18 protein-coding genes and 2 pseudogenes are annotated in these 25331 nt (G+C 67.3%); 5 read left to right on the plus strand and 15 right to left on the minus strand.

What is annotated here, in order from left to right; all coding sequences use genetic code 11:
- Positions 1 to 113: 113 nt before the first annotated feature.
- A pseudogene (locus ACWGKT_RS45485) lies at positions 114 to 790 on the minus strand (site-specific integrase); the annotation flags it as partial.
- 407 nt (positions 791 to 1197) lie between these two features.
- On the opposite strand from ACWGKT_RS45485, the gene ACWGKT_RS45490 reads away from it, so the two are divergent.
- Together ACWGKT_RS45490 and ACWGKT_RS45495 are read left to right on the plus strand one after the other, a co-directional pair.
- A complete protein-coding gene (locus ACWGKT_RS45490; RefSeq protein WP_453278340.1) occupies positions 1198 to 2403 on the plus strand; it encodes an IS110 family transposase in 1206 nt (401 codons plus the stop codon).
- 158 nt (positions 2404 to 2561) lie between these two features.
- Positions 2562 to 2864 (plus strand): hypothetical protein, encoded by a 303-nt coding sequence (locus ACWGKT_RS45495; RefSeq protein WP_453278341.1) that lies wholly within the window; start codon positions 2562 to 2564, stop codon positions 2862 to 2864.
- Between the two features lie 318 nt (positions 2865 to 3182).
- On the opposite strand, the gene ACWGKT_RS45500 is transcribed toward ACWGKT_RS45495, so the two are convergent.
- The 7 genes and pseudogenes from ACWGKT_RS45500 to ACWGKT_RS45530 form a co-directional block, all read right to left on the minus strand.
- A complete protein-coding gene (locus ACWGKT_RS45500; RefSeq protein WP_453278342.1) occupies positions 3183 to 6221 on the minus strand; it encodes an SAV_2336 N-terminal domain-related protein in 3039 nt (1012 codons plus the stop codon).
- Between the two features lie 16 nt (positions 6222 to 6237).
- Positions 6238 to 7272 carry an AAA family ATPase gene (locus ACWGKT_RS45505; RefSeq protein ID WP_453278343.1) on the minus strand — a complete coding sequence of 345 codons (1035 nt, stop codon included), beginning with the start codon at positions 7270 to 7272 and terminating at the stop codon, positions 6238 to 6240.
- Complete coding sequence (locus ACWGKT_RS45510; RefSeq protein ID WP_453278344.1) at positions 7269 to 9260, minus strand: VMAP-C domain-containing protein; 1992 nt, start codon at positions 9258 to 9260, stop codon at positions 7269 to 7271. Before ACWGKT_RS45510 ends, ACWGKT_RS45505 begins: the two co-directional genes overlap by 4 nt.
- The gene (locus tag ACWGKT_RS45515) at positions 9257 to 10240 is read right to left on the minus strand and encodes a hypothetical protein (protein WP_453278345.1); all 984 of its coding nucleotides are present in this window, start codon (positions 10238 to 10240) and stop codon (positions 9257 to 9259) included. Before ACWGKT_RS45515 ends, ACWGKT_RS45510 begins: the two co-directional genes overlap by 4 nt.
- 311 nt (positions 10241 to 10551) lie before the next feature.
- Positions 10552 to 11301 carry a transposase gene (locus ACWGKT_RS45520; protein ID WP_453278346.1) on the minus strand — a complete coding sequence of 250 codons (750 nt, stop codon included), beginning with the start codon at positions 11299 to 11301 and terminating at the stop codon, positions 10552 to 10554.
- A 115-nt stretch (positions 11302 to 11416) separates the two neighbouring features.
- A pseudogene (locus ACWGKT_RS45525) lies at positions 11417 to 12015 on the minus strand (IS630 family transposase); the annotation flags it as partial.
- Between the two features lie 437 nt (positions 12016 to 12452).
- The gene (locus tag ACWGKT_RS45530) at positions 12453 to 13499 is read right to left on the minus strand and encodes an IS110 family transposase (protein WP_453278347.1); all 1047 of its coding nucleotides are present in this window, start codon (positions 13497 to 13499) and stop codon (positions 12453 to 12455) included.
- A 557-nt stretch (positions 13500 to 14056) separates the two neighbouring features.
- Here ACWGKT_RS45530 and ACWGKT_RS45535 point away from each other — a divergent pair.
- Complete coding sequence (locus ACWGKT_RS45535) at positions 14057 to 14392, plus strand: DUF6624 domain-containing protein (protein ID WP_453278348.1); 336 nt, start codon at positions 14057 to 14059, stop codon at positions 14390 to 14392.
- Between the two features lie 47 nt (positions 14393 to 14439).
- On the opposite strand, the gene ACWGKT_RS45540 is transcribed toward ACWGKT_RS45535, so the two are convergent.
- The 7 genes from ACWGKT_RS45540 to ACWGKT_RS45570 all read right to left on the minus strand — a co-directional run bounded on the left by ACWGKT_RS45540 (position 14440) and on the right by ACWGKT_RS45570 (position 22919).
- Positions 14440 to 15432 (minus strand): thiopeptide-type bacteriocin biosynthesis protein, encoded by a 993-nt coding sequence (locus tag ACWGKT_RS45540; RefSeq protein WP_453278349.1) that lies wholly within the window; start codon positions 15430 to 15432, stop codon positions 14440 to 14442.
- Positions 15414 to 16646: a lanthionine synthetase C family protein gene (locus tag ACWGKT_RS45545; RefSeq protein ID WP_453278350.1), complete on the minus strand. Its 1233-nt coding sequence runs from the start codon at positions 16644 to 16646 to the stop codon at positions 15414 to 15416. The genes ACWGKT_RS45540 and ACWGKT_RS45545 overlap by 19 nt, the downstream gene beginning before the upstream one ends.
- Positions 16643 to 19708 carry a lantibiotic dehydratase gene (locus tag ACWGKT_RS45550; RefSeq protein ID WP_453278351.1) on the minus strand — a complete coding sequence of 1022 codons (3066 nt, stop codon included), beginning with the start codon at positions 19706 to 19708 and terminating at the stop codon, positions 16643 to 16645. The genes ACWGKT_RS45545 and ACWGKT_RS45550 overlap by 4 nt, the downstream gene beginning before the upstream one ends.
- A 97-nt stretch (positions 19709 to 19805) precedes the next feature.
- Positions 19806 to 19994: an FxLD family lanthipeptide gene (fxlA, locus tag ACWGKT_RS45555; RefSeq protein ID WP_453278352.1), complete on the minus strand. Its 189-nt coding sequence runs from the start codon at positions 19992 to 19994 to the stop codon at positions 19806 to 19808.
- Positions 19995 to 20050: 56 nt separating this feature from the next.
- Positions 20051 to 21286 carry a methyltransferase, FxLD system gene (gene fxlM / locus ACWGKT_RS45560; protein WP_453278353.1) on the minus strand — a complete coding sequence of 412 codons (1236 nt, stop codon included), beginning with the start codon at positions 21284 to 21286 and terminating at the stop codon, positions 20051 to 20053.
- Positions 21287 to 21728: 442 nt separating this feature from the next.
- Entirely contained in the window at positions 21729 to 22169 is a 441-nt protein-coding gene (locus ACWGKT_RS45565; protein ID WP_453278354.1) for a hypothetical protein, read from the minus strand.
- 156 nt (positions 22170 to 22325) lie between these two features.
- On the minus strand, positions 22326 to 22919 hold the full coding sequence (locus ACWGKT_RS45570; protein WP_453278355.1) for an ATP-binding protein: 594 nt from the start codon (positions 22917 to 22919) through the stop codon (positions 22326 to 22328).
- A 206-nt stretch (positions 22920 to 23125) separates the two neighbouring features.
- Here ACWGKT_RS45570 and ACWGKT_RS45575 point away from each other — a divergent pair, with 206 nt between their 5' ends.
- Positions 23126 to 24580, plus strand: a complete 1455-nt coding sequence (locus ACWGKT_RS45575; protein WP_453278356.1) for a helix-turn-helix domain-containing protein — start codon at positions 23126 to 23128, stop codon at positions 24578 to 24580.
- A 9-nt stretch (positions 24581 to 24589) separates the two neighbouring features.
- Positions 24590 to 25075, plus strand: coding sequence for a hypothetical protein (locus ACWGKT_RS45580; protein ID WP_453278357.1), 486 nt, complete (start codon positions 24590 to 24592; stop codon positions 25073 to 25075).
- Positions 25076 to 25331 lie beyond the last annotated feature (256 nt).

Here is a 25331-nt window from a genome sequence, read left to right on the forward strand (position 1 = left end):
CGGCAAAGGTGTGTGCCTCCGTATATATGGCGCTAAAGCTCGCCCATTGGCCCGTTCCGGAGACTCTCCGGAACGGGCCTCTGCGCGTCTTGACGGCAACGCTGACGGCAACGTCAGCGGACGACGGCTGCGGCGGGCGGATCGTCGGGGTCGTCGTCGGTGTGGCCGAGGGCCTGGCCCAAGGTGTTGATGGCTTGGCGTTGCAGGCGGAGTCTGACGTGGGCGTAGACGCCGGCGGTGACGCCGATGTGAGCGTGGCCCAACAGTTCCTTGATCACGACGAGGTCGACGCCCTGTTCCAGGAGCAGGGTCGCGGTCGAGTGGCGGAGGTCGTGGAAGCGGATGCGGCGGAGCCCGGCCCGGTTGAGGAAGCTACGGAAGCGGCGGGTGAGGTTGGCCGGGTCGAGAGGCCGTCCAGTCGGCTTGGTCAAGACGAGGCCGCTGCCCTGCCAGGCTGACCTGCGGTCTTGCGCTCCTTGTCCTGCTGCTCCTTGTGTTCCTTGAGAGAGCGGATGCACTCGGTCGGCAGCGCGATACGGCGCTCGGACGCCAGGGTCTTGGTGGGCAGATGCGTGAGGCCGCCGGTCCGGGTGCGCTGGAGCGAGCGGCGGATGCCGGCCGTTCTGGTGGCGAGGTCGAGGTCTTCCCAGTGGAGGCCGAGGAGTTCGCCTTTGCGGAGTCCGGTGCGCAGGGCGAGCGCGTACAGTGCGTGCAGTCGGTCGGCGCGGGCCGCGTCGAGGAACTGGCGGGCTTCGGCTGCGGTGAACGGTCGGAATCGCCGAGGACGGGGTGGTGGGCGTGGACTTCGGCATGGGATCTCCGTAGTGATCGGTGACCCAGGTGTCAACGGTGATCGTCAGTTTTAGACCGCAGGAACAAACCACGCCCCCGCCGGAGGAGCACACGACGACACCTCCGACGCCGTACGTGGCCCCGCCATCAACGACGCCGCCTCCGCCGCCCCCGTTACCTTCTTCGTGGCCCCGGGCTCGGGGCTCCCGGCCTCCGGGCCCGGCATGACTTTTGCCCCCTGTCGACCATGACCCGGGGGGTGGTGTCACCGGGCCGGGAGGCACCGGTAGACCGCTGATAGGGGCACGAGCGCCGGTCCGTCCGGCAAGGCTCTGCGTAACGTGGTTGCCGGCAGTTGGTGCCACGTCGAGGCCGGGGCGGCATGACCTTCCGTGGAGGAAGTACGTGATCGACATCAGCGACATAGGCGTCTACCTCGGCCTTGACGTCGGCAAGGGCGAACACCACGCCACCGGCCTGCGGCCTGACGGGAAAAAGGTGGTCGACAAGCCGCTGCCCAACAGCGAGCCGAAACTGCGGGCCATGCTGGACAGGCTGGCCGCGAAGTACGGCACCGTGCTCGTGGTCGTCGACCAGCCCGCCTCCATCGGGGCGCTGCCACTGGCGGCGGCCCGCGACGCGGGCTGCAAGGTCGCTTACCTGCCCGGCCTGACGATGCGGCGAATCGCTGATCTCTACCCCGGCGAGGGCAAGACCGACGCTCGCGACGCCGCGATCATCGCGGATGCCGCCCGCACCATGCCGCACACACTCCGATCCAGTGAACTGTACGACGAGACCGTCGCCGAGCTGCACATGATCGTGGGCTTCGACGACGACCTGGCGGGCGAGGTCACCCGGGTCGCGAACCGGCTGCGCGGCCTGCTCACCCAGATCCATCCCTCGCTGGAGCGGGTGCTCGGCCCACGCGTTCAGCATCCGGCCGTGCTCTGGCTGCTCGAACGCTTCGGCTCGCCCAAGGCGATCCGCAAGGCGGGACGCCGCCAGCTGATCACCATCCTGCGGCCCAAGGCCCCACGCATAGCCGAGCGCCTGGTCGAGGACATCTTCACCGCACTCGACGAACAGACCGTCGTCGTTCCCGGCACGGACGCGGCCGCGGTGATCGTGCCCAAACTCGCGGCGAACCTCACCTCGTTGCTGGACCAGCGGAAACAACTCGCGGCCAGCATTGAGGAAGTGCTGGAGGCCCACCCTCTTTCCAAGCTCCTGACGTCGATGCCGGGGATAGGCGTCAGGACCGGAGCCAGGATCCTCATCGACGTCGGCGACGGATCTGCCTTCCCCACCGCCGGACACCTCGCCGCCTACGCCGGCCTGGCACCCGTCACCCGCAGATCCGGGTCCTCGATCCGCGGCGAGAGTCCCTCCCGCCGGGGCAACAAACACCTCAAACGGGCCTTCTTCCTGTCCGCGTTCGCAGCCCTGGCCGACCCCGCGTCCAGGGCCTACTACGAGCGGAAGAAGGCCGAGGGGAAACGCCACAAACAGGCCCTGATGTGTCTCGCCCGCCGCCGCGTCGACGTGCTCTTCGCCATGCTCCGCGACGGCACCTTCTTCGAACCACACCCCGTCCCCCAAACCGCCTGAACTATGACAGAACAATCGCCCCGCCCCTTGACGAAGGAGATAGGGGCACGTTACCGATACCCGGCCCCGACGCGCTTCGCCTGCCGGCGACCGCGTCGACGGCCGATACCCCGTGGCCCCCCGCACCGGTCAGGGCGGGAGGACACGCCGACCGCCTGGTGGCCGCCCAGGCCCTGTTCGAGGCGGGCAAGTTGACCTCGGCACTGTCGGCCTATGAGGCCTTGGCCGCCGAACTCGGCCTCCTCGGTGAGCAGGCTGCGGACGACGTCCAGACCTGCCGTATCCAGGCCGCACGCTGCCGGATTGGACTCGGCCACCACCAGCGCGCATTGTGCGACCTCCAGCATGAACTAGCCCAGTTGGGTGCGCACCGGGCGCCCACGGACACCATGGTTCTTGAGGTGCGCCTACATGTGGGGCTATTGCTCCGTGATGTGCACCGCTTCGCGGAGGCAGTCTAGGAGTTGGGCAGCCTGTACAACGACCTGCTGGGCAGGCGCGGTCCAGACTCTGCCCTGCTGAGCCAGGTGCGTGAGGCTCTCATCGGCATTCGGCGGCGGCCGCCGCGCGACCACTCCATCTGACGAGGTGCCGGGACGACCCCATGGCCAACGATTCGGGACTCCCAAGGTTGGGATCTTGTACCAGCAGTGCACACGGGGATCACGGCAGGATCTGCCTGCGCGTTTCGGCAAGTAGACCGTGCACGAGAGCACAGACGCTGGTCAGCGGACGGTAGCGGGACATGTCGCCTGGTGCGCCCGTGCCCCCGCTCCAGATCAGTCTGCTTTGTGTTGTGTACGGGACGCGACCCAAGCTCGCACAGTGTCTGCGTACCAGTAGGGTTTGCCGCTCTCCACCTGGTCGGGAGGTGGCAGCAGACCATGCTTGCGATAGCTCCGCACAGTATCTGGCTGCACACGAATGTACGCGGCAATCTCCTTGTACGACCAAAGCCCAGCATCCGTCCAGAGATCATACCCGCTCGTTCGGTCAGAACTCGGGGCCTTAAAGGAATCGAAGGGATCCCAGACTCGAATTACATCGTCGTATCCAATGGTGGCGAGAAGACTACTACGACCGGGCCTGTCAAGACCGGCCATAGCAAGCACTTGTGGCGGGCGAATGGCAAGCAGCTCACCTTGCCTTGGGGGCTGGAGAAGTTCCCACAACCGAACAATACCGCTATAGTCGGCCGTCGCGAGAAAAGTCGTCCCCGTGGAGGATACGAGGGTAGTTAGACCCCGCCCAGGGAATTCCCCCGTCCAATAAGTCCCACCAGTCGGTCTTCCATCTTCGGCATTCCACAGTTGGATTTTGCCGCGGTAACCAGTTGTCGCAAGCATCGGAGGTGCACCTTTATCCGAGTATTCGGTTACCGACAGGACTTCATTCTGGCCAATTGTGTACCGCTTCCTAGTCGGCTCTCCGCTACTTGAATCCCAAAAGCGCACTTCTCCTTTAAAGTTAATCGCTGCGATGTACGGAAGGGCTGTACGCCGCGGAACAGTAGCGATGGCTACGATTCCCCTCATTCGCAACCCGAAGGGATCCCTCACCGGGAGGCCCGTCGTCGCGTTCCACATTCGCGCCATCCCGTCCGCATGGCAGTAAGTGACCAGGCACGGACTTCCGTCACGTGCAGAGAAACCAGCCATCGCCGTCGCGCCGCCTGGGACACTGAATGTAAAGAGTTGGCGCTCTGGACGTAGTGAACTGCGGGTGAGTTGCGGATTAATTGGCACTCTTTGTCGTTCACTCTTGAGTACGCGGTTGGGAACGTGTACAAACGTCGCGCGCCGCTTGAGAGGGGCGGATGCGAGCGGCGATCGCCAGAAACTAGTTCGTGCTGTCGCCACAACTACGACTGGCGACTGTAGTCCGTCGAAGGCGGCGACGTCGATACCGTCGAATCTTTCGAGCCCGTCCAGCCACACGACCGTCCGTGGTCGGACCAGTCTAATCCCTCCGTTGAGCTCCTCGGTTGTAGTAGGCGCCCATAGGGTCCAGGTATCTGGCAGCGTGCGCACAGCCTCCCAGGCAGAGCGCGTCTTGCCCGATCCCTCATCGCCGACCAAAACCACGAAGATGCTCTCACCGGCGGCTCCTCGGTGGAGGAAATATCGCAGAGAAGCGTCATGCTCTTGCTCTACGTACGCAGGGACCTGCTCTGCCCCCTCGCCTCCGGGAATTGCCGGGTGTACGCCCAACTTCAGAGGATCCGTCTCCGCGATCACGTTCTGTCCGGGCCGGACCGTCTCCGCAAAGGGGATTTCCCCAGGGCTGATTCTCTGCCCCCCTGTTCCTCCTGCCGTTGTGCGTGTGGCGGGGAAATCACCGCCCGGTGTGTGCGCAAGCCGTTTGAAGTAGTGCGCTACCTGTTGCCGGACCAGTTCCTGAACGGCAGTAACTTCGTGTCGGAGTTGGGCGCCTAGTAGTGCCTCCCTCAGGCCGGGGATGAATTCGAACTCGAAGCGCGTCATATCACGACCGTGCTGCGTAGCTTGCCAGGGTTTGAATATTCCGCTCAGCGCCAATTCTGCGATATGGCCGTGTTCGGAGTGCGGCAGCATGGCCCTGCGTACAAGCGTCATTACGGGAAGGGTCAGCGGTACCGCTGAAAGATAGCCTGCCAGCTCCTGGGCTACGGGTGATGCGCTCTCTTGGAAGCGTCGAAGAACTTGCAGGGCGTTGAGCGTTGGGGGTGCGTGGTGAATAGCAGCTGCAGGTTGCTCAGTGTCTGTGCGCGTTCGGCTGATCGTCAGGCATGTCAGCCTGTTCCAGCGGCCTTCACCGGCGACGAGCGACGCCAACGTGCTCAGCCCCGCTGGGGACGCCTCCGTGACGGGTATCGCGATGCTGTCCGCTAGGCGCTCGTGGTCGCGGCTCCTGGACCTCCTCCGGTCGCGTCCACCGCGTGGAGCGGGCCGGGCCAGGCGCCACGATACGTTGGGCGCCGCTGGGCGAGCAGCTCGCACGACCAGTCCTGACGGGGCGACTGCACCCCGGCTCCAGAGCCGGCGCGGTAGTACGTTGAGCACGGCTAGTGGGTTGTGCTTCGTCCATTGGCGCAGCATGGCGTCAAGGTTGGAAGCACTCCAGCCGCCAGCAACTGTGTCCGTGATTACCAGGATCAGGCGGTGGCCGGACGGATCGGCGACCTCCTGAGGGCGGCGCGGGTTTCCGTGACTTGCTCGTGCGACGGCGGGGGTGCCTCCAGCTTCCGTCCCGCTGAGGTACCACACCCGTACGTCGCGGAAGAGGCCTGTCTGAGTGATCGTGCGGCACAGCTCGGTGACCAGGTCGTGCCAGAGCAGCATTGAGTGATGTGTGTCGATGACCAGTGCCAGGTCAAGCCAGCGGCCGCGTTGGGGCTTGAGGATCGGTAGGACGATGCCGTTTTCGGCGCTGTTGGTGGCGCTGAGTTCTTCGTCCAACTCCGCTTGCGGGCTGTCGGGTACGGTGCGTCGGCCGAGGGGGCGCAGTGACCGCATGACACCGAGGGGGTTGTCCAGGGCCATCGGTCGCCGGAGAAGGACTCCTTCGCCCCTGAGGGTTTTCGAGTCGTCGGTGGTCTGGCCCTTTTGGGAAGTGCCGCTGTAGTGCCGTTCGACGGCCGACGGCTCAGGGGCGTCCTCAGCGGGGCTGGCGGGCGCTGCGGACAGTTGCTTGGTCTGGTCTTGCTGTTGCGGTTCCCTTGCACTTCTCTGCGTCTTTTCTGCACTGATGTGCGTGGCCAGCCACAGGATGTCGGCCAATTCCTCGGGGCCGGCGTCGGCACCCGACTGGATCAGCGCTGCGAGCAGTTCGTCGATCACGCGCGGATCCTTGTCCTCACACTGACGATGGGCCTGTGAGCCGGTGCAGTACGGTCTCCAGGAATTGTGTGCGGTCCTCGGCGTCCGGCCATGCCCCCTTCATACGCAGTTGAACGGCGTTGAGTAGCTGGTCGGTGGCAAGGTCGCCGTCCATGCGGCGGTCAATGAAAGCCTCGATGAGTTCCTGGTAGTGCTGGTCGGAGGTGGCGTCCAGTCCAAGACGCTGCCGCACGATCTGCGCAAGCTTCTCTCTTCCCGGCGGTTCCATGTGCAGCCTGATGCAGCGACGAAGGAAGGGCGGAGGAAAGTCGCGCTCTCCGTTGCTGGTGAGAATGACTACCGGGAAAGAGCGGCACTGCACCCGCCCGCGCTTGACTTGTGCTCGTGCTTGCGGGTCGTCATGGGTGCTGATCTGTACTTCCGGCTGTTGGGTGGCTACCCGTGCTAGCTCGGGGATTTCGAACGCGCCTTCCTCGAAGACGGTTAGCAGATCGCCAGGTAGGTCGATGTCGCTCTTGTCGATCTCGTCGACCAGGAGCACGCGGGGTCGGTCTTGCGCCAGCAGCGCAGTCCCGAGCGGTCCAAGGCGCAAGTATGGGGCGATGGAGGGGTCCGGGGGGATGGCGGGTGCCTGGTTGAGGTTGCGTAGGTTGGCGTCGTGGAGCCTGCCAATCGCGTCGTACTGGTACAGGCCGTCGCGCAAGGTGGTGCGGCTGGTGATCGGCCAGTGCAGTACGGGGCCGAGTTCCAGGTCGGCGGCGATGCTGTAGGCGAGGGTGGACTTGCCCAGGCCCGGCTTCCCCGTCACCAGCAGAGGCCGGCGCAGATATAGGGCTGTATTGACCGTGTCTGTTTCGTCGGTGTCCGGCACGTATCCGATGCCGCGCCGGTAGGTTTCCTTCCAGGCGGGATCGGCGGTGCCTGGCGGCGTGTAGCCGGGGTCCTTATCGCCCGTGAAGTCCCGCCAGGGCGGTCGCTGTTCTGCCAGCTTTTCGATTCTTTGCTGGACCGATCCCGTGCCCTGGTAGATCCACCAGTCTTTCGTTGTCATGACAGCCGCCGCCTCTCAGGTACGCGCTCGGGGTCGTCCCACATCAGTGCCAAAGGGAGAAGGGATCGTCGCTCCCCGTTGGCGGGGCCTTGGGGCGATGCAATGCGCAGGGTCCTCAGCAAGGCGGGAAACCGGCCGACATCCGGCGAGACGGGAAGCAGAGCGTCCTGCGCGGGGTCTTCGCCGGCAAGGGCCGCCGTCAGGGCGCCAGAGGCAGGTGCCTTGAATCCACGGCGTGGCCAGACTGCGATGGGTATCCCTGCGTCCAGCACGGCGTCGATCGTTTCTGCGACGCGCCCCTCGGAAACTTCGGCCAGCACGCACACTGGTGGTTCGCTAGCCTGGAGATACACGCCAAGGTCGTCACAGACGTCACCGTCGCCCAGCTCGTGTACGGCCTTCGGATCGTTGCCGCCGTGGGCTTTGAACCACTGCCATTTGCGGCGCCAGATCTCCCCCGCCACGCCGTCGCGTTCTTCTGGGCAGCGCACCAGAACCTCGTAGTGGCGGCCGAGTTCGACCTCCTTGCCGCGCCTACCGATCGGCAGGCGCCAGCCCTCGAATTCCTCCTCCAGAAGGCCGTATGGCACATGGAACTCGATGCGCAGCGGCCGGCCCGAACACTGTGCTAGCAATTGTTCAGCCAGGCGGTCTTGTACCTCTGCCAGGGCCAGCGGCCGCTCCGACTCCCAGACGGTTTCGAAGCGTCCTCCGTGGTAGAGCCAGATGCACACCCAGTGACGCGTGTCGCTTTCGGCATCTTCTGCCAGTTGAACATGCAGGCCTGCGGGTTCGGGGTCTGGCTCGGGAGGGGCAGGGACGGGTACCGAGTCAAGGCGTTTACGGGTGGCATCGACCCACGCGTCTGCTTCATCCGCCCATCCTGGATCGGCAGAACGCGCTGCGAGATACCGGATAAAGGGCAGGACCAGGGGCATGTCTCCCTGTCTGCCCTGTCGGGCGTCGAGATCGTGGGCGATGGCCAAAAGGCCACCTGGAGGAAGGCCTCGGTAGGCAATGAAGGCACAGCCAGTGATGTCGAAGGCCCAACGGTAGGCGTCGTGAGTATGGGCAGGTGCCTTACGGCCCATCAGCAGAGGCCCGAGCTCCTTCCAAGCCCGTTGGTCGAGGCGTGGAGCCGCCGGTTTCGCGGCATCCGGGTCGGTCCAGCGGTCCCCGAAGATCGTTGAGCCGGTCCAATCGCGGTCGATCACGAACTGCGGGTGCTGCCAGGCCAGTCCCTTGGCGCGCAGTTGCTGGAGGTCAGCTTGTAAAGAACGGGCGATGCCCACGAGTCCATGGACACTCTCGTCCAACGAGGTCCTGTTGAGCCGACGTAGCAGGGTGTCGGTGAACTGGCCTGCGCCGCGGTCGGCGAGGTTCTGTGCGACCTCGCCGGTATGCGAGGCGTACAGCGTCAGCTGGCGGCGCTTGGGATCTGGCTGGCGGGCTCCATAATCCATCTTGCCGAAGTTGAGCCTTTTCTCTGTACGGGCGTCGACCCGGCAGGCATCAGCGATCGCTATCTGGCGACAGAAGCGTTCGTCGTTCGGTCCAGCGGCGCCCTTCCACCAGCGCAGTGCCGCTTCCATATTGAGATGCGCCATCCAGTCAGCAGTCGCGTCCGCGTATGGGAGGAGCATCTGGTGGAGCGGGTCGAGGTAGCCGTGCCCAGCCCAATAGATCCAGAGAAGATCTCCGTCGCAGGCCGGAAGCTCCTTGAAGAGCGCCCGCTCGACGTTCTCCTGGGTTGGCGCGAGGTGATGTCCGAGCGATATCTCCTGCCGGGTACGCTCAAGCGGCGACAGCAGGAGTTTCACCTGCTCGTCGGGGACGCCTGCGGTGCCGGTCAGCCACTGCGCGAACCGTACGGCGTCACGGACCGCACCGGGTAGGTCCCACTTGTGGCTAATGTCGTATGACTCGATACCCACCACGAGTGCGAACACACGCTCCGGATTGATCGCCTGATGCCCGTCGGTGATCATCCTAGTGCCCCGATCTCCTCCGCAATCCGGTCATACAACGCATCGAGCTTCCAGTAGGCGCTGTGGCTGAGGGGAAACGGTTGCCGGCTGCTCACTTCATAGTCGATCACTCGGGCATCGTTGGAGAAGACCGGCTCGGCCCGGTATGCGAGGAGGTCTTTACGGTCGAAGACGTTGAGCCAGCGGGGAAAACCGGGGGGCAGTCCGGCAGTCTGCGGCAATCCGGTCAGTGCGCCCAGTTCATGGAGGAAGGGTGCCTGCGAGCCGACCGTCACCAGGAGTCGTGTCTCCAGCAGCGGTCTCTGGTCGATGGCCGCCAGAGCATAGAGATCCACCAGGGCGATTCCGCCCAGGCTGTGCCCGATCACCACAGTCGGCTCGGAGCTCTGTGTGATCACCTTCTCCAGGTAGTCGCGGAGGGGGCGGCCACGGGTCTGATAGCGCAGAATGTCACCTAGCGCAGGCGCGGATCCGGTTGTCAGCGGCGCTCTCCAGTAGTCGAGCGGAGGCTGGACCATCAGCCGCAACGCAAGGGCGCCAAGTACGGCCCCGACGCGGCCGCCCGGGAAGCGGCCGGTACCGCCCAGCTGAACGCTTACGAGGGCCACCAGCCTGTCGCGCTCGTCACCAGTGCACGCAGCTTCATCCGCGGCTTCCTTCAGCGCCTGAGCAACGATGGCGCGGGCGGCTGTCGCAGCGAGCTCGCGGATAGCAACGACGTCGGAAGCGGTTTCGCACGCCCTCACGAACTCTGCTGAGTCCGCGATGGCTTGAAGTGCGGGCAGGTAAGTCGCTGAGATGTCTGTGGAATCGAGCAACTGAGCCAGCTCGTCGGACGGGACTTCGCTCTGCGCCTTGGCTAGGCGGTCGCCGATCTCGTTTCCCGCAGCTCGGACACCCGGCGTCTGCAGCCCATCATCCGCAGCACCAGCTTCGGCCAGCACGCGCAGCTCACACAGTGGGTCTGTCAGCAGGAGCATCCAATCGGCGACCTCGTGGTCGAGCGGGCCAGCGTCCGCTGTACCTCGGGTACCGTGGAAGCCGGGAATCGAGGCCCCACCTGCGCTGAGGGTCGCACCATGAGCATCGCCCCAATAACACGGCACGAACTCTGCCCCGGGGAACCGGACCGCGAGTCCTGACGCGACCAGCGTGGCTAGTCTCTCGAAGCGTCTACATCGCACACCGGTTCCATGAACGAAGACGAACCTCATGTCGACCAGCCCCCCTGTGCTGCCTGCTGACAGGAGGATATCCACTGGCCAAAGGGATTTGGTCTCATTGAGGGTTTTCAGCGGTGCCGCTCCAGGGTGAGGACAGCCTTGGTGATTGACGTCATGCGATTTGGGCTGCATCGGGCTCTGCGGAAGATTCGCCAGGATTTCAGGCGGGCGATTCCTCGTTCGACGGGTACACGGGCGGCGGACGAGGCCCGGTTGACCGTTTGCTCGGTCGGAGTGAGTTCGCCCTGGGGCGGCCGGCGTTTGGGGGTGGTGACCCACTCGCCCGCGCCGATGTAGGCCATGTCGGCGAGGAGGGGGACGCCCTGGCGTTCGCAGATCCTGATGATCTTGTGGGTGCGGGCGGCAGTCAGGTCGTGCGTTCGGCCGGGCAGGGCGGGTGAGAGCCACAGCGTGCGACCGGCCGGGTCCGCGATGACCTGCACGTTCACACCATGCCGCTTGTGCTTCGTCGAATAGTCCGCGCGCCCGTCGCCGACCCGGTCGCACTCGGCGAGCGTGCCGTCCACGAGAACGTAGTCGGGGTCTGTCTCGCGTAGGACCTTCAGCAGGCCCGGTGCCTTGTCGGCCAGGTGCTCGACGACGGTGGTGACGTACGCGTGGGCGGTGCCGACGGAAATACGGAAACCCGCGGCGAGTTGAGCCAGGGGGTCGTGCCGACGCAGGTATGCCAGAGCGATCACCGCACGCTCGGACGGCCGGAGTTTGCAGCGTCGGTCACCCTCACGGGTGACGATCAGCATCGTCACCCACTCCACGAGTGCGTGCGGCAGGTCGAGTGCGGCAGGATACGGGACCAACAGGGCTCCTGAGCTGGAGAGTTGAGACCTAGACACCTCTCTCAACGGCATGGGAGCCCTGTCCGTTGCCTACGGTCCCGCCGTCACCCGTCCGGGGGCCACCCTGAAAACCCTCCTTGACCCTCGGGGTGATGCCGCGCCGGCCCCAGGTGCGGCCCTTGGGCGGTCGGCCGGTCACACCCGCTTCGTCCTCGAAGCAGATGAACGCGCCGGTCGCCGCCCGGAGGGTTTTACCTCCTGCCAGGTCGCCTCCCGCCATGCGGTGATCGCGTCCTCGTCGCGTTCGGCGGCGGGCCGGGCCGGCACCTGCACGCTGTAGCCCATCCGGTGCAGCAGCCGAGTCACCCCGGAGACGCTGTAGGAGATGTGGAACTTCCGCCCGATCAGCGTGCGTACCCTTGCTGCGGTCCACACCTGGTCCTCCGCCCAGCCGTGCGCAGCCGGCCCCTCATCCAGCCACGTCGCGAGCTTGGCCTGCAGGTGGGGGCCAAGCCGACAGTTGTAGCCGGAGGGGCCTTTGGAACGCAGTGCCTCGCGCCCGCCCGTCCTCCAGGTGCGGCGCCACCGGTAGACCGACTTCTCACTCACCCCTAACTCCCCGGCGATGCACGGGACTTCCATGCCCTCCTCGAAGAGGTCAACGGCCCGCATCCGTACCTCTTCCCGGCGCCTGCGCTGCTCGGCGGTCAGCCCGCCCCCGTCCGGATACCGCATGCCTCCGGCGTACCAGCCCAGACGGACCGCGTCACCAGTCCCGACGCACATCCAGACCCTGAAACGCCGAAGTCATCTATGAAGGGGCGGGGCCGGTCAAGTGTCGGCCTTGGCCGGGTTCTTCCACCTGCTCGGCAGTAGGTGGCCGTGCTGGAGCCACCGGGGTGGCGGAGGGCGCCCGTCATAAAGGTGAGACTTGGGTACTGCCCCGTCCCCGCTTGCGTGGTGGGACATGTTGGGTGTGCTCTTCACCAGGGTGATGCTGTGCTGGCGGCGCTCCGGCCGCCGGTCATCTATTCGCCGCGACTGGCCTGTCAACAGCGTGCGGCATGGTGTGGTTCGGTACACGGCCGACGGGACCAATCAGTAACTCGGCCTCGCCGTGAGGGGGCCAGACTTCGGGACGGTCTCGCGTCGGCCGTGGGTCCGGATGCTGCTCACGCCTGGTCCGTGCGGGCCAGGCAGCGGACTTCGCCGTCGCGTAGTCCGTAGTAGACCAGGGTGAGCAGCTTGCGGGCCGCGGCGGCCTTGGCGATGTTGCGTGCCTGGGTGCCGCGGCGGGCCTCGATGCGGTCCTTGTGGGCTCGCATCGGGGTGTTGTCGGGGGCGTGTTGGACAGCCTCGACCGCCGCCCAGCGCACCAGTGTCGAGCCCTGCTTGGTGAGGTGCCCACGGTGCACGGTCACGTCCGACTCGCGGTGGCGTGGAGTGAGCCCGGCCCACGAGCACAGCTGTTTGGCGGTGGGGAAGCGCGTGGCGTCGCCGATCTCGGCGACGAACACCGCGGCCAGGACCGGGCCGACGCCGCCGATCTGCTGGATCGCGCGGTAGCCCGTGTCGTCGGCGAGCCGGGCGGCGATCCCCTGATCGAGCCGGGCCAGCTGCCGGTCGAGTTCCCCCATCACCGTGCGCAGGGCCTGCAGTCGGGCAGCGTAGCCGGCGGGCAGTGGCAGCTCGTTGAGGAACACCGCGCCCCTGGTGCCGAACAGGTCGCTCATCGGGACGGCGATGCCCAGCTTGCCCATCACGCCGTGGGCCTGATTGCGGCAGCTGGTCCGCAGACGCACCAGCTTGTGCCGCCCGCGTACCATCTCGCGCAGTTCCCGGGTTTCGGGCGGGGCCAGCCAGGCTTCCGGCAGCCGTCCCAGCCGCAGCAGGTCGGCCGGGTCGGCGGCGTCCTTCTCGTCGTTCTTCACCCGCCGGTAGGCGAACCCCTTCACCCCCAGCGGGTGGGCGAGGTGGACCTCCGCCCCGGCCTCGGTGAGCGCGTCGGCGGCCCAGTACCAGCCGAGCGTGGCCTCCAGCACGACCTTCGGCTGCGGCCCGGCTTTGGCGATCTCCCGCTTGAGCCGGGCCGGATCGTTGTTGAAGCGGACCATCTTGCCCAGCCGCTGCCCGTCGGCCGACATCCGTACCAGGACCGAGCGGCGACGGTGCAGGTCCATTCCCACCCACTGCACACCGTCATACGGTGGTGAACTCATCGAGGGCCTCCCCGAGTTCGAATCTCTGCCTGAGCCGAGCATCCTGCGCACCCGGCGGGAGCGGGAGGCCCCGCCCCTTCATTGCATCAGTAACGGCCGAGGTCGTAGTGTCCGTGGGCGACGCGTTGTTCTCACTCGATCCCATGACTACCTCTCGTGCGATGTGGGACATGACGTGCTGGTCATCTCGAAGAGGTCCCTGCACGGTTGGCATGGCAGATCACGTGGTGGACGATGACGGCCCCAGGCCCTGGACCCACGTTGCTGTTGAGCGGCTTCGGTCGTGCTGCCGGAGAGGAACTGATGGCCGGCAAGGACTGAAGTTGTGGGTATGGGTGAGATTGGGGTGGCGTTCCAGCGCGGAGACTTCTTGGGGGGTGAGTCTGAAGGGTGCGTGAACATTCGTACTTGGGAGCTGAGTTGGTGCGTCGTGCGGCTGTCGACCAGCATGCGCGGGGGGTGCGGGAGGACGGGCGGGTTGCGCCGGATGGTGTGGCGATGGCGCGGGTGGATGCCGACAATGCGGTCTGGTTCGGGTCGGTTTTGGACCGGTACGGATGGCCGGGGTCGGTGAGGAAGCCGCTAATGCTGCGTGGCTGCTGGCTCAGCACGCGGATGCCAGGCCGGTTCTGCAGGAGCGTGCTCTTGAACTTCTGACCGCGGCCGTCGCATCGGGTGATGCCACGCCCTGTCAGCTGGCCTATCTGACGGACCGCTGCCAGGTGAACAAGGGGCTGCCGCAGACGTACGGTACGCAGTACGTCGCGGGCCCCGACGGGCAGCTCGCTCCGCATCCGATTGCCGACATTGTGCACCTGGACGAGCGCCGGACCCGTGCCGGCCTGGAACCCCATGCTGAGTACGACGCTGTCATGCGCGGGATATCCAGCTGATCCATTCAGCATGGGCTGGCTTCGGGCCAGCACAGAGAACCGACGGGTCAGCTCCATACGGGCGGATCCAAGATCGCGGTGCGTGAGGCGTGTGCGAGGGCGCTCTGTGTGCTGATGGACAGTCCGAGCCGGTTCCAGTGGAAGATCACGTGGTACGCCAGGATGCGACGCAGCCCGCGCTCCAGTGACGCGGACTTCACGGCTTCGGCGAGTGCCACACCGGTATCACGGAAGGCGGCCGCCCACGCCTGCACGGGTTCCAGTGGGCCGCCCGGCGCAAAGAGCGGGCTGTCGGGATCCATGTGAGAGAGGAGGAGCCTTCTCAGATCCGTTGTCATCTCGATCAGTCGTTCTTCGGGAACGCCTTCGAGTGCTGATCGGTGTTCTTCGCCGATGACGCGGTGCCATACGTCGCCCTGTTCGTACCATTCGAGCCCTGCGGCGCGCATCATGATCGTGCAGAGGAGCACGGACAGTTCTCGGCGGCCGATGGGCATGTCCGAATGGTCGGCGAGGGCGAGGATTTCCCGGCTGTCGGCCACGAAGAGGTAGTGCGCGGCTTCCATGCTGGCTGCTCCGCCGAACGCTGCGATCTCTGGCTCGTAGATGCCTGGCCACCACCGTTGCAGGTGACCAGCGTCCACCAGATCGTCGAGTGCGGCACGGATACCGGCCTTGGCACCCGGGTCGGGGTGGATTCCGAGGCGTAGTCGCCAGCAGGGGTGCTTGCGGGTGTACCACCAGGCCGTGATGCCCCCCTTGGCCTCGGCGTCGAACAGAACGGGCCGCACCACAGCGGCCGCTGTGGCTTCGGCTTGGCGCCAGTCCGGGAACTCAAGGTAGAACTGCCACCAAGTGGAGCGCTCGGCCTGATCGGCGAGCGCGTCGCGCCCCGTTTGGCTGAACAGCTCAATGGCGTCGCCAAGGGCGGCTGCGTCCATCCCCGCTCGACGAGCCACATCGTCCATGGGCTGCCCTGCCGGAACCCGCAGAACGGCCTCATCGGCCGGCACAACACGGTTCAGTCGATCAGCAGACATGCATCCCATCCTGTTCTTGGTACCACGTTGGTGGCGAGGGTGGTCAGGGCCAGTGCGTATCCGGCCTTGCCTGTGATGAGGCCAGGGACGCCGGGTGCGCCGGGTTGGGCGTGAGTGATCAGCGCCCGGCCCAGCGGCTGCAGCAGCGCAGGCAAGGCGGAGGTGAGAGAGTCGTGGGAGGCCCGCCATGCGGTTTGGTAGACCCCGGCCCAGCCGTGGCAGAGCGTGGTGTCGGTGATCGCGCCGAGCTGGACGGGGTCGGTCAGGCACCGGTGCAGGGCATCCTCGTATGCCTGCTGCAGGGAGGTGTCCCGCAGGGCGATCCCGGCGAGTTGGCCGGCACGCCCGATGCCGACCGTGCCGTAGCACCAGCTGGGCCGGGCGGGGGAGTCGTGGTGGGGGCGTCCGCGGTCGAGGTCTTGCCGCGAGATGTGCTCCGGCCACCAGGGGCCGCAGGGGCCGTGCTGGCGCCAGGTGTCGAGGTGTTCGCAGATGGTCCATATGGCTTCTCGGTGGCCGCTGACGGTGATGCCGCTGCGCAGGGTCTGGGACAGGAGGAGGAGCGGGCCGGTGATGCCGTGCGCTGCGCCGAAGTTGGCGTGCCCGGCGGGGAAGTGGGGGGATTCGCCGCGGGCCGGGTCGTGGCGGACCCACCAGCCGGGCAGGCTGTGGCCTTCGGAGGCGAGTGGGCGGGTGAGAGCGACAAGGTATTGCAGGACTTGTTGTAGGGCGGGCCCTTCGGGTTCGGTGCGCAGGAGGTAGGCGCCAATGCCGGTGAGGCCGTAGAAGAGGTCGTACTCCGCGAAGGTGGGTAGTTCACGGCTGTGGATGCGGGCGAGCGCGGTGTCGGCGCGGCGGTGGGCGAGGGCGGTGATGTGCTGGTGGAGGGTCTTGCGCGCCGGGTCGTACCGGTGCTGGTGGGGCGGCGGGATGGTGGTGAGGAGGAAGCCGACGGCCGGGGCGCCAAGGAATAGGCCGGTGGTGTCGGCCGCGCTGATGTGCCCGGCGGCTGCGGCGGTGATCCACCGGTGCGCGGAGCGCCAGGAGACGCCATAGCGGCTGGCCATCTCGACGTGCAGCAGACTGATTCCGGCGGCGCCGTCGGCGAGGGACTGTGCCGTCCAGGGCTCGTTAGGGGGTGGGGGAGCGGGTTTTGCCAGATGGGCGGTGTACTGCTCCAGGAGTGCCGCAGCGGTGGCGGCCGGGGCGGTCATCGGCTTGCCATCCGGTGCTGAAGGGCCGCGGTGCGCGCGAGCCGCAGTGTGGTCTCCTCGGCGCTCGGGCTGACGCCCAGGGTGCGGACGTGGTGCTGGTGCAGCAGGGACCGGGCGACGGTGAGCGGGGCACGCTCCCCGGTCAGGGCGCTGCTGTAGGTGTGCAGGGTGACGGCGCGGGCCCGCCACGCTTCGGTGACCTGGGGTCCGCCGGGAAGGGCCGCGAGAGTGGATGCCCCTTCGGTCGCGGCGAGTTCGAGCACTTGGTTGCGCAGGGCTCGGTCCAGCCTTCCCTTGCCCTGGGGAACGTTGCGTACCAGCCACTCTTCGGCCTCGGCGGTGCTTGGTGCGAGGTGGGTGACGAGGTTCAGGGCGCTGGTGGCGGCGAGGGCCTGCGGGGCGAGGGCGTCGGTGCGTTGGGTGAGTTCGATCTCCGCGAGTGCGGCGGCGGAGTCCGCCGCGAACACCTGGTGCGCGGCGTCCATGGCCGTCTTGTGGCCGAAGCGCCCGGTCTGGGGTTGGTAGGCGGTGAGGACGAGTCCGGAGGCCAGGCCGAGGGTGTGCAGCGTGTCCGCCCAGGTGTGGGCGCGCTCGGCTGCCGGGCCGTACGCGCCCGGCGGCAGGTGCAGCGTGAGGTCGAGGTGCTGGTCGGCGTCCGGACGGGCCATCTCCCGGTACCGGGTGAACCACCAGCTCGGCGGGGTGCCACCGAACGCGGCGAAAAGCCGGGGCAGGTGCCGGATCAGGATTTCGTCGTAGCGGCCCGGGTGGGCGTACAGCTGCGCGTGGAGAACGTCGCCGCCGCCGGGAAGGAACCGCCCAGCGGCGGTCGGGGCGACGGGGGGTGGCTGGGGCAGGTCGGCGGTCTCGGGCCGGCGGCACCCGAGGGAAAGCCATACCTCGTGCGCACGCCCGATCCAGCCGTAGGCGTCGCCGCCGGGGACCTCGCGCAGCTCCAGGCGCCGGGTGCTGTCGAGGGGCGCGCGCAGGACACGGCGGTGGACGGGGTGGGCCAGGTCCACGGGAAGGCGCTGGTCGTGCTCGATCATGGCGACCTGGTTCGGGACATGCAGTCGCTCACGCCAGGCGTCGAAGGCGTTGTCCCACTGCTCCGCCGGGGCTTTGCGGCCGGGCAGGTCGTCGGCTTCCAGCAGCCATCGGGCATGGGTGAGGATGGTGCGGCGGTAGCGCACCCGGGGCAGGAACGGGAGCCGGGCGCCGGCGCCGAAGTCGAACGGCTTGTACGCGGCGTACCGCGCGGTGGCCACCTCGGCGAGGAAGCGGGCGAGCGGCGGGGTCTGGGTGCCGGCTTCCAGAGCATGTAAGACCCGCACGTCGATACGGCGGCCGGTGGAGAGCTGTAGCAGGTGGAAGGTGCGCGAGTCCGCGGTGACGGCAATATCGTCGAGCTGGACCGTCGTTGCGTCCGCCTCTTGGTGGCCGGACAGTTCGATGATGTTCGGCAGCAGCTGCAGTGTGCGGGTGACGTTCTCGTTGCGGCGGCGGCGCGGAGGAAACACGAGCTGTGTGGGGGCAGCGTCGGGGGAGCCGTGGTAGGTGGCGGCGAGCGCGTCCTGTTGCTCGGGCGACAGGACATGGGCGAACCGGCCGGCCATGCTGCTGCCGGGCCGCGGAACTGCGGTCAACAGCACGTCGAAGGTGCCGCGGGCCAGAGCCGTGGTGCTGGGTGCGTGGACCTCGAAGGCGGCTTCCACACGCGGCACGAACAGCCGCTCGTCCCGTCCGGCGGACTTCTCCAGGGCGGCGATCGTCGCGTCAGTGAGCAGGAGTTCGTCGCGGCCGTTCAGAAGGACTTGCTGCACCAAGGCGAGCAGCACTTCGTCGCGGTCGGTGAGCACCTTCGGGGCGGCACCGCGCTCGGAGCCGACGTACCCGGCAGGCAGACCGAGGCCGCTGTCGGAGACCAGGTCCATGATTGGCACCAGGGCGCCGACGCCGTACCTGGCCCTGAACCGGCGGTGGTAGTCGCGCCAGTGCTGGTAGCCGTAGGGCTGCGGTGTGATCCGGTACAGGGCCGTGACCGCTGCTTGCACTTCCGCGATGACGGCCTGCGGGAGCTGTACCTCGCAGTCGAGGGCGGTGTCGATGAGCAGCGGTGTCGGGGTGACGGGGGTGAGGGCGCGCATCCGTGCGGCGACGGTGCTCACCCTGGCACCGCAGAGCGTCGGCTGGAGGGATGCAACGTCCTCACGCACCGCGTACAGCGCGTGGACCAGGTCGCGCAAGTCTGGGACGGTGTCCGCCTGGTGCCGCTCCAGTTGACGGCAGAGGTGCTGGAAGGCGTCCACGGTGGTCATGGGCGCCCACAGGCTGGTGATGAGGAACTGCTGCTCGACCAGGCTGGCCAGGAGAGCGTCGATCTTCTCCGCTGTGGCCTGCGGGAAGCTGTCGTGCAGGTGGGCGTGGAGGTCGCGGTAGCCGATGGGGGCCTGGGCCGCGGCCATCGCGGCGGCTACCGGCCGGGCGTTGCGGACGGATATCTCAACCGGGGCCAGGAGGAGGCCGTGGCCGTCGGCGGGCGGGCCCGGCGCCACGAGCCGGTCACCGCGGGTGCGAGCGGCGTTGTTGGCGACGAGGGGTAATCGCTTGAGTAGCTCGGGGCTGTGCTGGAGTCGCAGGATCATGTCGGTGACCAACTCGGCGTCTGGCCGGACTGTAGCGCGGGGCTTGTCGCCCCATCGCACACTCGCCCGGGGCCCGACGGAGACGGGGGCGGTGCCGGCGAACAGGCCGAGCGGGGTCGGGCGGTGCTGCCAGCGCAGGAGGTAGGAGACCGTGGACAGCGCGGTACGGCGAACGTGACGGGGGTCGGTCTGTTTGCCCTGGACGACGGCCGTGATGGCGTCGGAAAGGACCGGGGTGGCCAGTTCGAGCGCGCTGCGGACTTCTTCGCGTTGCCAGATGCGGTTCAGCCATATGCGGGTGACGCTCACGTCGTCCAGGTTGAGCGTGCTGGGGACGTCTGCCTGGCCGGGGTTGGTGGTGGCGCGCAGCATCGCGGCGCCCTGCCACTGGTAGTCGGCGACTGCTCGGGAAGCCATGAGGCCCTTCCTTCAGGCGGCGCGCGGGAGGTAGGGAGGCGGCTGGTGGGCCGGGCGCAGCGCTACGCCCGGACCAGCAGCGAGGGGGTGGCCCGGATCAGGCCGGGTCCTCCACGAAGGAGTTGCAGGCGGAGGCGCCGGTCGCGCAGGTGGTGCCGCAGCCGTCGCCGGTGGAGCACTGGAGCTTGCCGTGCGGGTGCTCGGCGATGACGACCTTCACGTCCAGGGGAGCGAAGTCATCGTCCAGGTCCGTCAGCGGGGGCGGGGCCAGGGTGGCGCTCGTCATGATGGTGCCCTTCCTTCCTGTGTTCGGGTGGTGCGGGACGGCCTGGTTCTCGGCGGCTACGCCGAGGGCCAGGAGAGCGAGATCCGGCTGTGCACCTTGTCGATGACCCGGTCGGCCTGGATCTGGTCATCAGGGGTATCGGCCGGATAGACCCGAATGACCGGGCTGGGGCCGCTGCGCCGGTTGGCCTCCCAGTCGCGCAGCACGTCGGCGATCTTGTCGGCGAACTGCTGCGAGTTCGGGCCCAGGGCGTGCACGCCGTACTCGACGTGCTTGTTGTCCTCGGTGCGGCGGGTGACGAGGTAGGCGAACGTGTAGTTCTCAACGGCGGCGAGGGCGAACTGCTTGTGCACCGGGGCGACCAGGCCCGTGTCCAGGTCCTCGTCGACGGCCATCGTGCAAAAGCCCGGCAGGCTGATCGCCATGGCCATCTGAAGCGTGTCGACGACTTCCTGGAGGCCGACCGTGACGCCCGTCCACAGCTCGTGGCGCGGCGTTTTCACGGCGTTGTCCAGCCGGTGCGGGTCAGCGGGCAGGCCGTCGTCGAAACGCAGTCCAATCTCCGGGGTGCCGTTGACCAACAGCAGTTCCTCCTGGTGAGCGGTCGAGCCCTGCATCGGAACGAACCCGCAGATCCGCGCCGACTCGCTCTCCAGGTAGTCGCCGTGCTCGCCCGTGACCCGGGTGAAACTGACCGAGCGGGTCAGGTTCCGCATCCGCAGCGGCACCACCAACCGGCCGCCCTGCCCCAGCTGCGCGATCCACGCGGGGGGAATGTCCCAGGCCCCTACGGTCACCAGGACGACATCGACCTCACCGAGGTCCGGGATGGGCTCGGCCGCGTCGGCGGTGACGACCTGGACCCTGCTGTAGCCGTGCTCGTCCAGGAGCCGGCGCGCGCGTGCGGTCACGACGGGGTCGATGTCCACGGTGACGACTTCACCCTCCTCGCCGACCAGTTCGGCGAGGTAAGCCGCGTTCAGCCCGCCCGAGCCGATCTCCAGCACCCGCATCCCGGGCCGCACCCGGGCCTGCTCCAGCATCATGGCCTGAATCTGCGGGGCGGAGACGGAGCTGAGCTGTACACCGTGCTCGTCCGTCTTGGTGATCACGGCGGCGTACGTGTCGTACGCCCTCTCCAGCGGCACCCCGGGGGCAAACAGGTGTCGCGGAACCTTACGCAGCACGGATTCAACCTCGGGCGAGACGATCGTGCCGTCCGCGCACAATTCGTCGACCACCTGGTCGCGCAGGGCGCCGGCGTGGTCAGAGTCGACGGTCACATCGGTCATGGGGGCTTTCCTTCGTGTCGTGCAGAACTGTTGGAACCGGGCGTAGGGTGCGCCTGGCGGCGTGTGGTGTACGGCAGTTGGCCTGCTAGTGGTGCTCGGCCGCAGCCTCCGAGGAGGCTATGCACTCGGCCGCCGCTCGCGCGGTGACGCGACCGGAAGCGATCGAGAACGTGCGCGGCACCGGTGCACCGACACGGAGTGGGCTCCCCGAGTGGGGCGTGGAACCGTCGCTGCGCGCCGGAAGCTGGCTGGTGGTGTACCCCTTCCCCGGCTGATCTGGGCCCGTGGGGGAACGAGTCGGATCGCTGGCCGGGGAAGGGGGTCTTGAGGTTCGTCGAACGGGCTACCGCGAGCGGTCTAGGCAGGGAGCCACGAGAGGGCTTCCGGCCGCGGCCGCGCACGGCGTGCGGACAGAGAGTGGGAGCCTCGCCGCATGCGGGGTTCAGGTGATGGTGCTCACCGCCGAGGCGAGGAGCGTTTCGTGCGGTACGGGGCCCGGCCGGAACCGGTCGAGGAGGTCGCGCAGCGGCATGGCCGGCACCAGACGGTCGCCGCGGATGCGCCGCCGCCAGAACACGCCGGGCGGTTCCGTCTGAACCGATGGTGGCAGGGCGAGCTGGTGGGGCCGGCCCAGACATGCACCGTATCGGTGGGGATTCCACCGGGTGCTGGTCCCGGGCGGAACGAGCCAGATGAGCCAGCCGCGTTCGGGGTCCTCGATGACGGGACCGCAGGCATCTGGGCTGTCCGTCTGCTCAGTCCGCTGGATTTCGTCCAGCATCGCCACCACCCCATAAGCCTCGGGGCTGCTTGCGGTGATCACGATGTCGAACAGGTGCCCGCCCAGCGGGAGTACGAGGTCCCCGCCGCGCTGGACGTTCATTAGCCGTCGGATGCGGTCGGCCAGGGTCTCCATGTCCGCGGCCGGTTCGCCGGGCGCCCCCCCATGCGTTGGGCTGGGCGAATGTGGCTTCTGGGATAGGCGGGCGCTCCAGCGCCGGGGCTGCCTGCGGCTCGCGGCGGGGCAGTTGGGTTGTCCTCATGCCGGTGACTCCCAATTGATGGCAGGGAGGATCGCTTGGACCGTCTTACCGAGCACGTGGCCTTCGTTGTCCCGCTTTATATCCCACGAAAGGCGCCCCCGGTAGTGGCGCACCCACCACAAGCCGCTGGGGGCCTTCCGCGGTGGCGGATCAGCGGTGACGGCCTGGGCGAAGTCCGGGAACTCGGGATGAGCGTCCGAGACTTCGATCATCAGTTCATCGGTTGTCGGGAACAGGGCGAACCGGAGGCTGATACAGCCGTCGGGGAACGGCCTGCCGTGCTTTATGGCGTTGTCCACGAGCTTGTCGGCGACGCGGGCGGCCGCATCCACGTTCCCGTTCCACCGCCACATCGTGAGCATGGGGCGCGTCCGCAGCCGGGCATTCGAGCCCGCGCTCGTGTTGGCGCTGAGCCTCCACTCCCGCGAGCATGTCGGCTCATCCTCGGCCTGTAAGGGCAGGAGGGTCACTGTGGCGCTCACCGGATGCCTTGCCGTCGTCAGCTCACCGGGCGCCTCATGCTTGACCGAGGGAGGTGCCCCGATTTCTTGGAGCCCCGTGAACGCGCTGGCGGAGGTACCGTTCGTCATGTCGACGCTCCTTCGGTTGCTTTGAGCGTTGGCCGTCCCCGGGGCCGTGCGCGCGGTCGCCGGGGTTAACACTGTTGATGTCTCGAGCTTCGTCCGTTGCGCGCAATTGCGGTATGACCGGCGGGGGTTACCGAGGCGGTAATACACTCGTTGCTACTTCGGAACTGCGTGCAACTGCGCATACGATCACTCCGGAAGTTGGCCCCATGGACGCCACCACCCCCGGCCCGCTCGCGCCCGACATTCTCGACAGAGCCGACGTCAAGCGAGCCCTGGCAGAGCACGACTTCGCAGCAGCCTTCGCTCTCATCAAGAAGTGGGGCGGCCTGTCGCAGAACCGCATTGCATCGGCTTGCCAGCTCACGCCTAGCAAAGTGTCAACGATCATCAGGGGTCAGCAGCAGGTCACCAGCTTCGAGGTGATTTGTCGCATCGCCGACGGGCTGCGAATTCCCGGGCGCATGGTGGGCCTTGTCGACCGGCCCTGGGAAGCCAGACCTCACGTCCCAGACCAGCCACCGACGCCAGCCACACGGTTATCCGCCGACGACGCTTCGTGGTGCCCCACAGCGACCGTGACACTGGCCGGAGACCTGACTAGGAGTGATCTTGTGATGGACCGTCGTACAGCCTCACACGCACTCGCCAGGGCGGCCCTGTCCGGCGCTGCGCTCCTCGAATCCCTTGAGGGATGGCTCCAACCCGCGTCAGCCCCGCAATCCGACGCAGGCCACCGGGGCCGCATCGGAATGCGCGAGGTACGGCACCTGGAAGGAACAGCACGCGCGTTCCGGGCCTGGGACCACCGGTACGGCGGAGGCCTCCGCCGCAAAGCCGTCGTCGGCCAGCTCAACGAGGTAGCCGGCCACCTGGAAGACCACCAGGCGCCGAGCGTTGAGCGAGGCCTTTTTCAAGTGATGGCCTATCTCGCGGGCACGGCCGCGACGATCGCCTGGGACTCTGGACTCCAGCGGCAGGCGCAGTCCTACTACCTGCTCGCCCTCCGCGCCGCTCACGCCGCCGGCGACGCCGCTTTCGGCGCGAACGTGCTCGCGGGCATGGCCCGGCAGATGCTGTATCAAGACCGCCCACAAGATGCACTAGAGCTGGTGCACCTGGCCCAGAAGGGCGCGCGCCGAGCCGCGGGACCGCGTCTGCAAGCAATGCTCTACACGCGAAAGGCGTGGGCCTATGCGGCGATGGGGCGCGCGTCTGCCTTCCAACGAGCCACCGGCGAGGCGGCCGAGGCCCTCGCCACGGCCGGGCCGGACGACGAGCCGTACTGGATCGCGTACTTCGACGATGCGGAGCTGTCCGGTGTCACCGGCGGTCGCCTGCTGGACATGGCCCGCAAGGAGCCCCAGCACCATGCCGACAGCGCTGCGGACTTCATCCGTCGGGCCCTGGCCCGGCGCGGCCCGGAAGAAGCCGGGCGCAGCCACGCTCTCGACACCATCGGCCTGGCCGAGTGCCACTTCCTGATGGGCGACCTGACCGGCGCCGTAGACCACACGCGGCGCGCTGTCGAAGCAGCAACCCTTACCCAGTCCAGCCGCGTGCGGACGCAGCTCAGCCAGCTGTATCCGTACACGGTCGGCCGGGGCGCCTCACGGCCGATGGCAGAGGCCCGGACAATGATCCGTGAAATGTTGTCGAGCTGAGGGAGCAACGTGACCACGATTGCCGTGACCGGGCACATGGATCTGACCGAAGACAGCGTGCCCCTGGTGCGCGCCGCCCTGCAAGAAACCTTGAAGACGTACGCCGCAGACCTGACCGGCGTTTCTTGCATCGCCAAGGGATCAGACTCACTCTTCGCGGAGGTCGTCGTGGAGCTCGGCGGCCGCCTTGTCGCGGTGATCCCCTCCCAGGACTACCGGATGAACAAGGTAAAGCCCGACCACGCCGACACCTTCGACCGCCTCATCGACACCGCCGCCGAGGTCCTTGTCCTGGAACACGAGACGGCGAACCGGTCGGCTTACGAGGACGCCAACCGCACGCTCCTCCGGCGGGCTGAGCGACTCGTAGCCATCTGGGATGGCACGCCGCCTTCCGGTAAGGGAGGCGGTACAGCGGACACGGTGCTGGAGGCTCGCGACGCGGGGCTGCCCATCGACGTCATCTGGCCCGACGGCGCCGCCCGCCACAGCTGATCACGTCAGGGGTCGGCATCATCGTGCGATCCAGATGCCGCGGGTGCGGCCCCGGGCGCGGACGATGGTGCCCTTTGTCTCCCCGTTGGGCGAGTTGGTAGTGGACGATGGTGCGGCTGCATTGCTATGGGCCGACGCCGACGCCACCGTGGCCGAGAATGCCCGCGGAGCAGTGCCACCCGACTGCCGCGCAATACCTGCAGGTCTACCCGCCGGGTCAGACAACCCCGATCTACGTCGCCTACCGCTCGACTGC

The organism is Streptomyces sp. NPDC054794 (genome assembly GCF_053611585.1).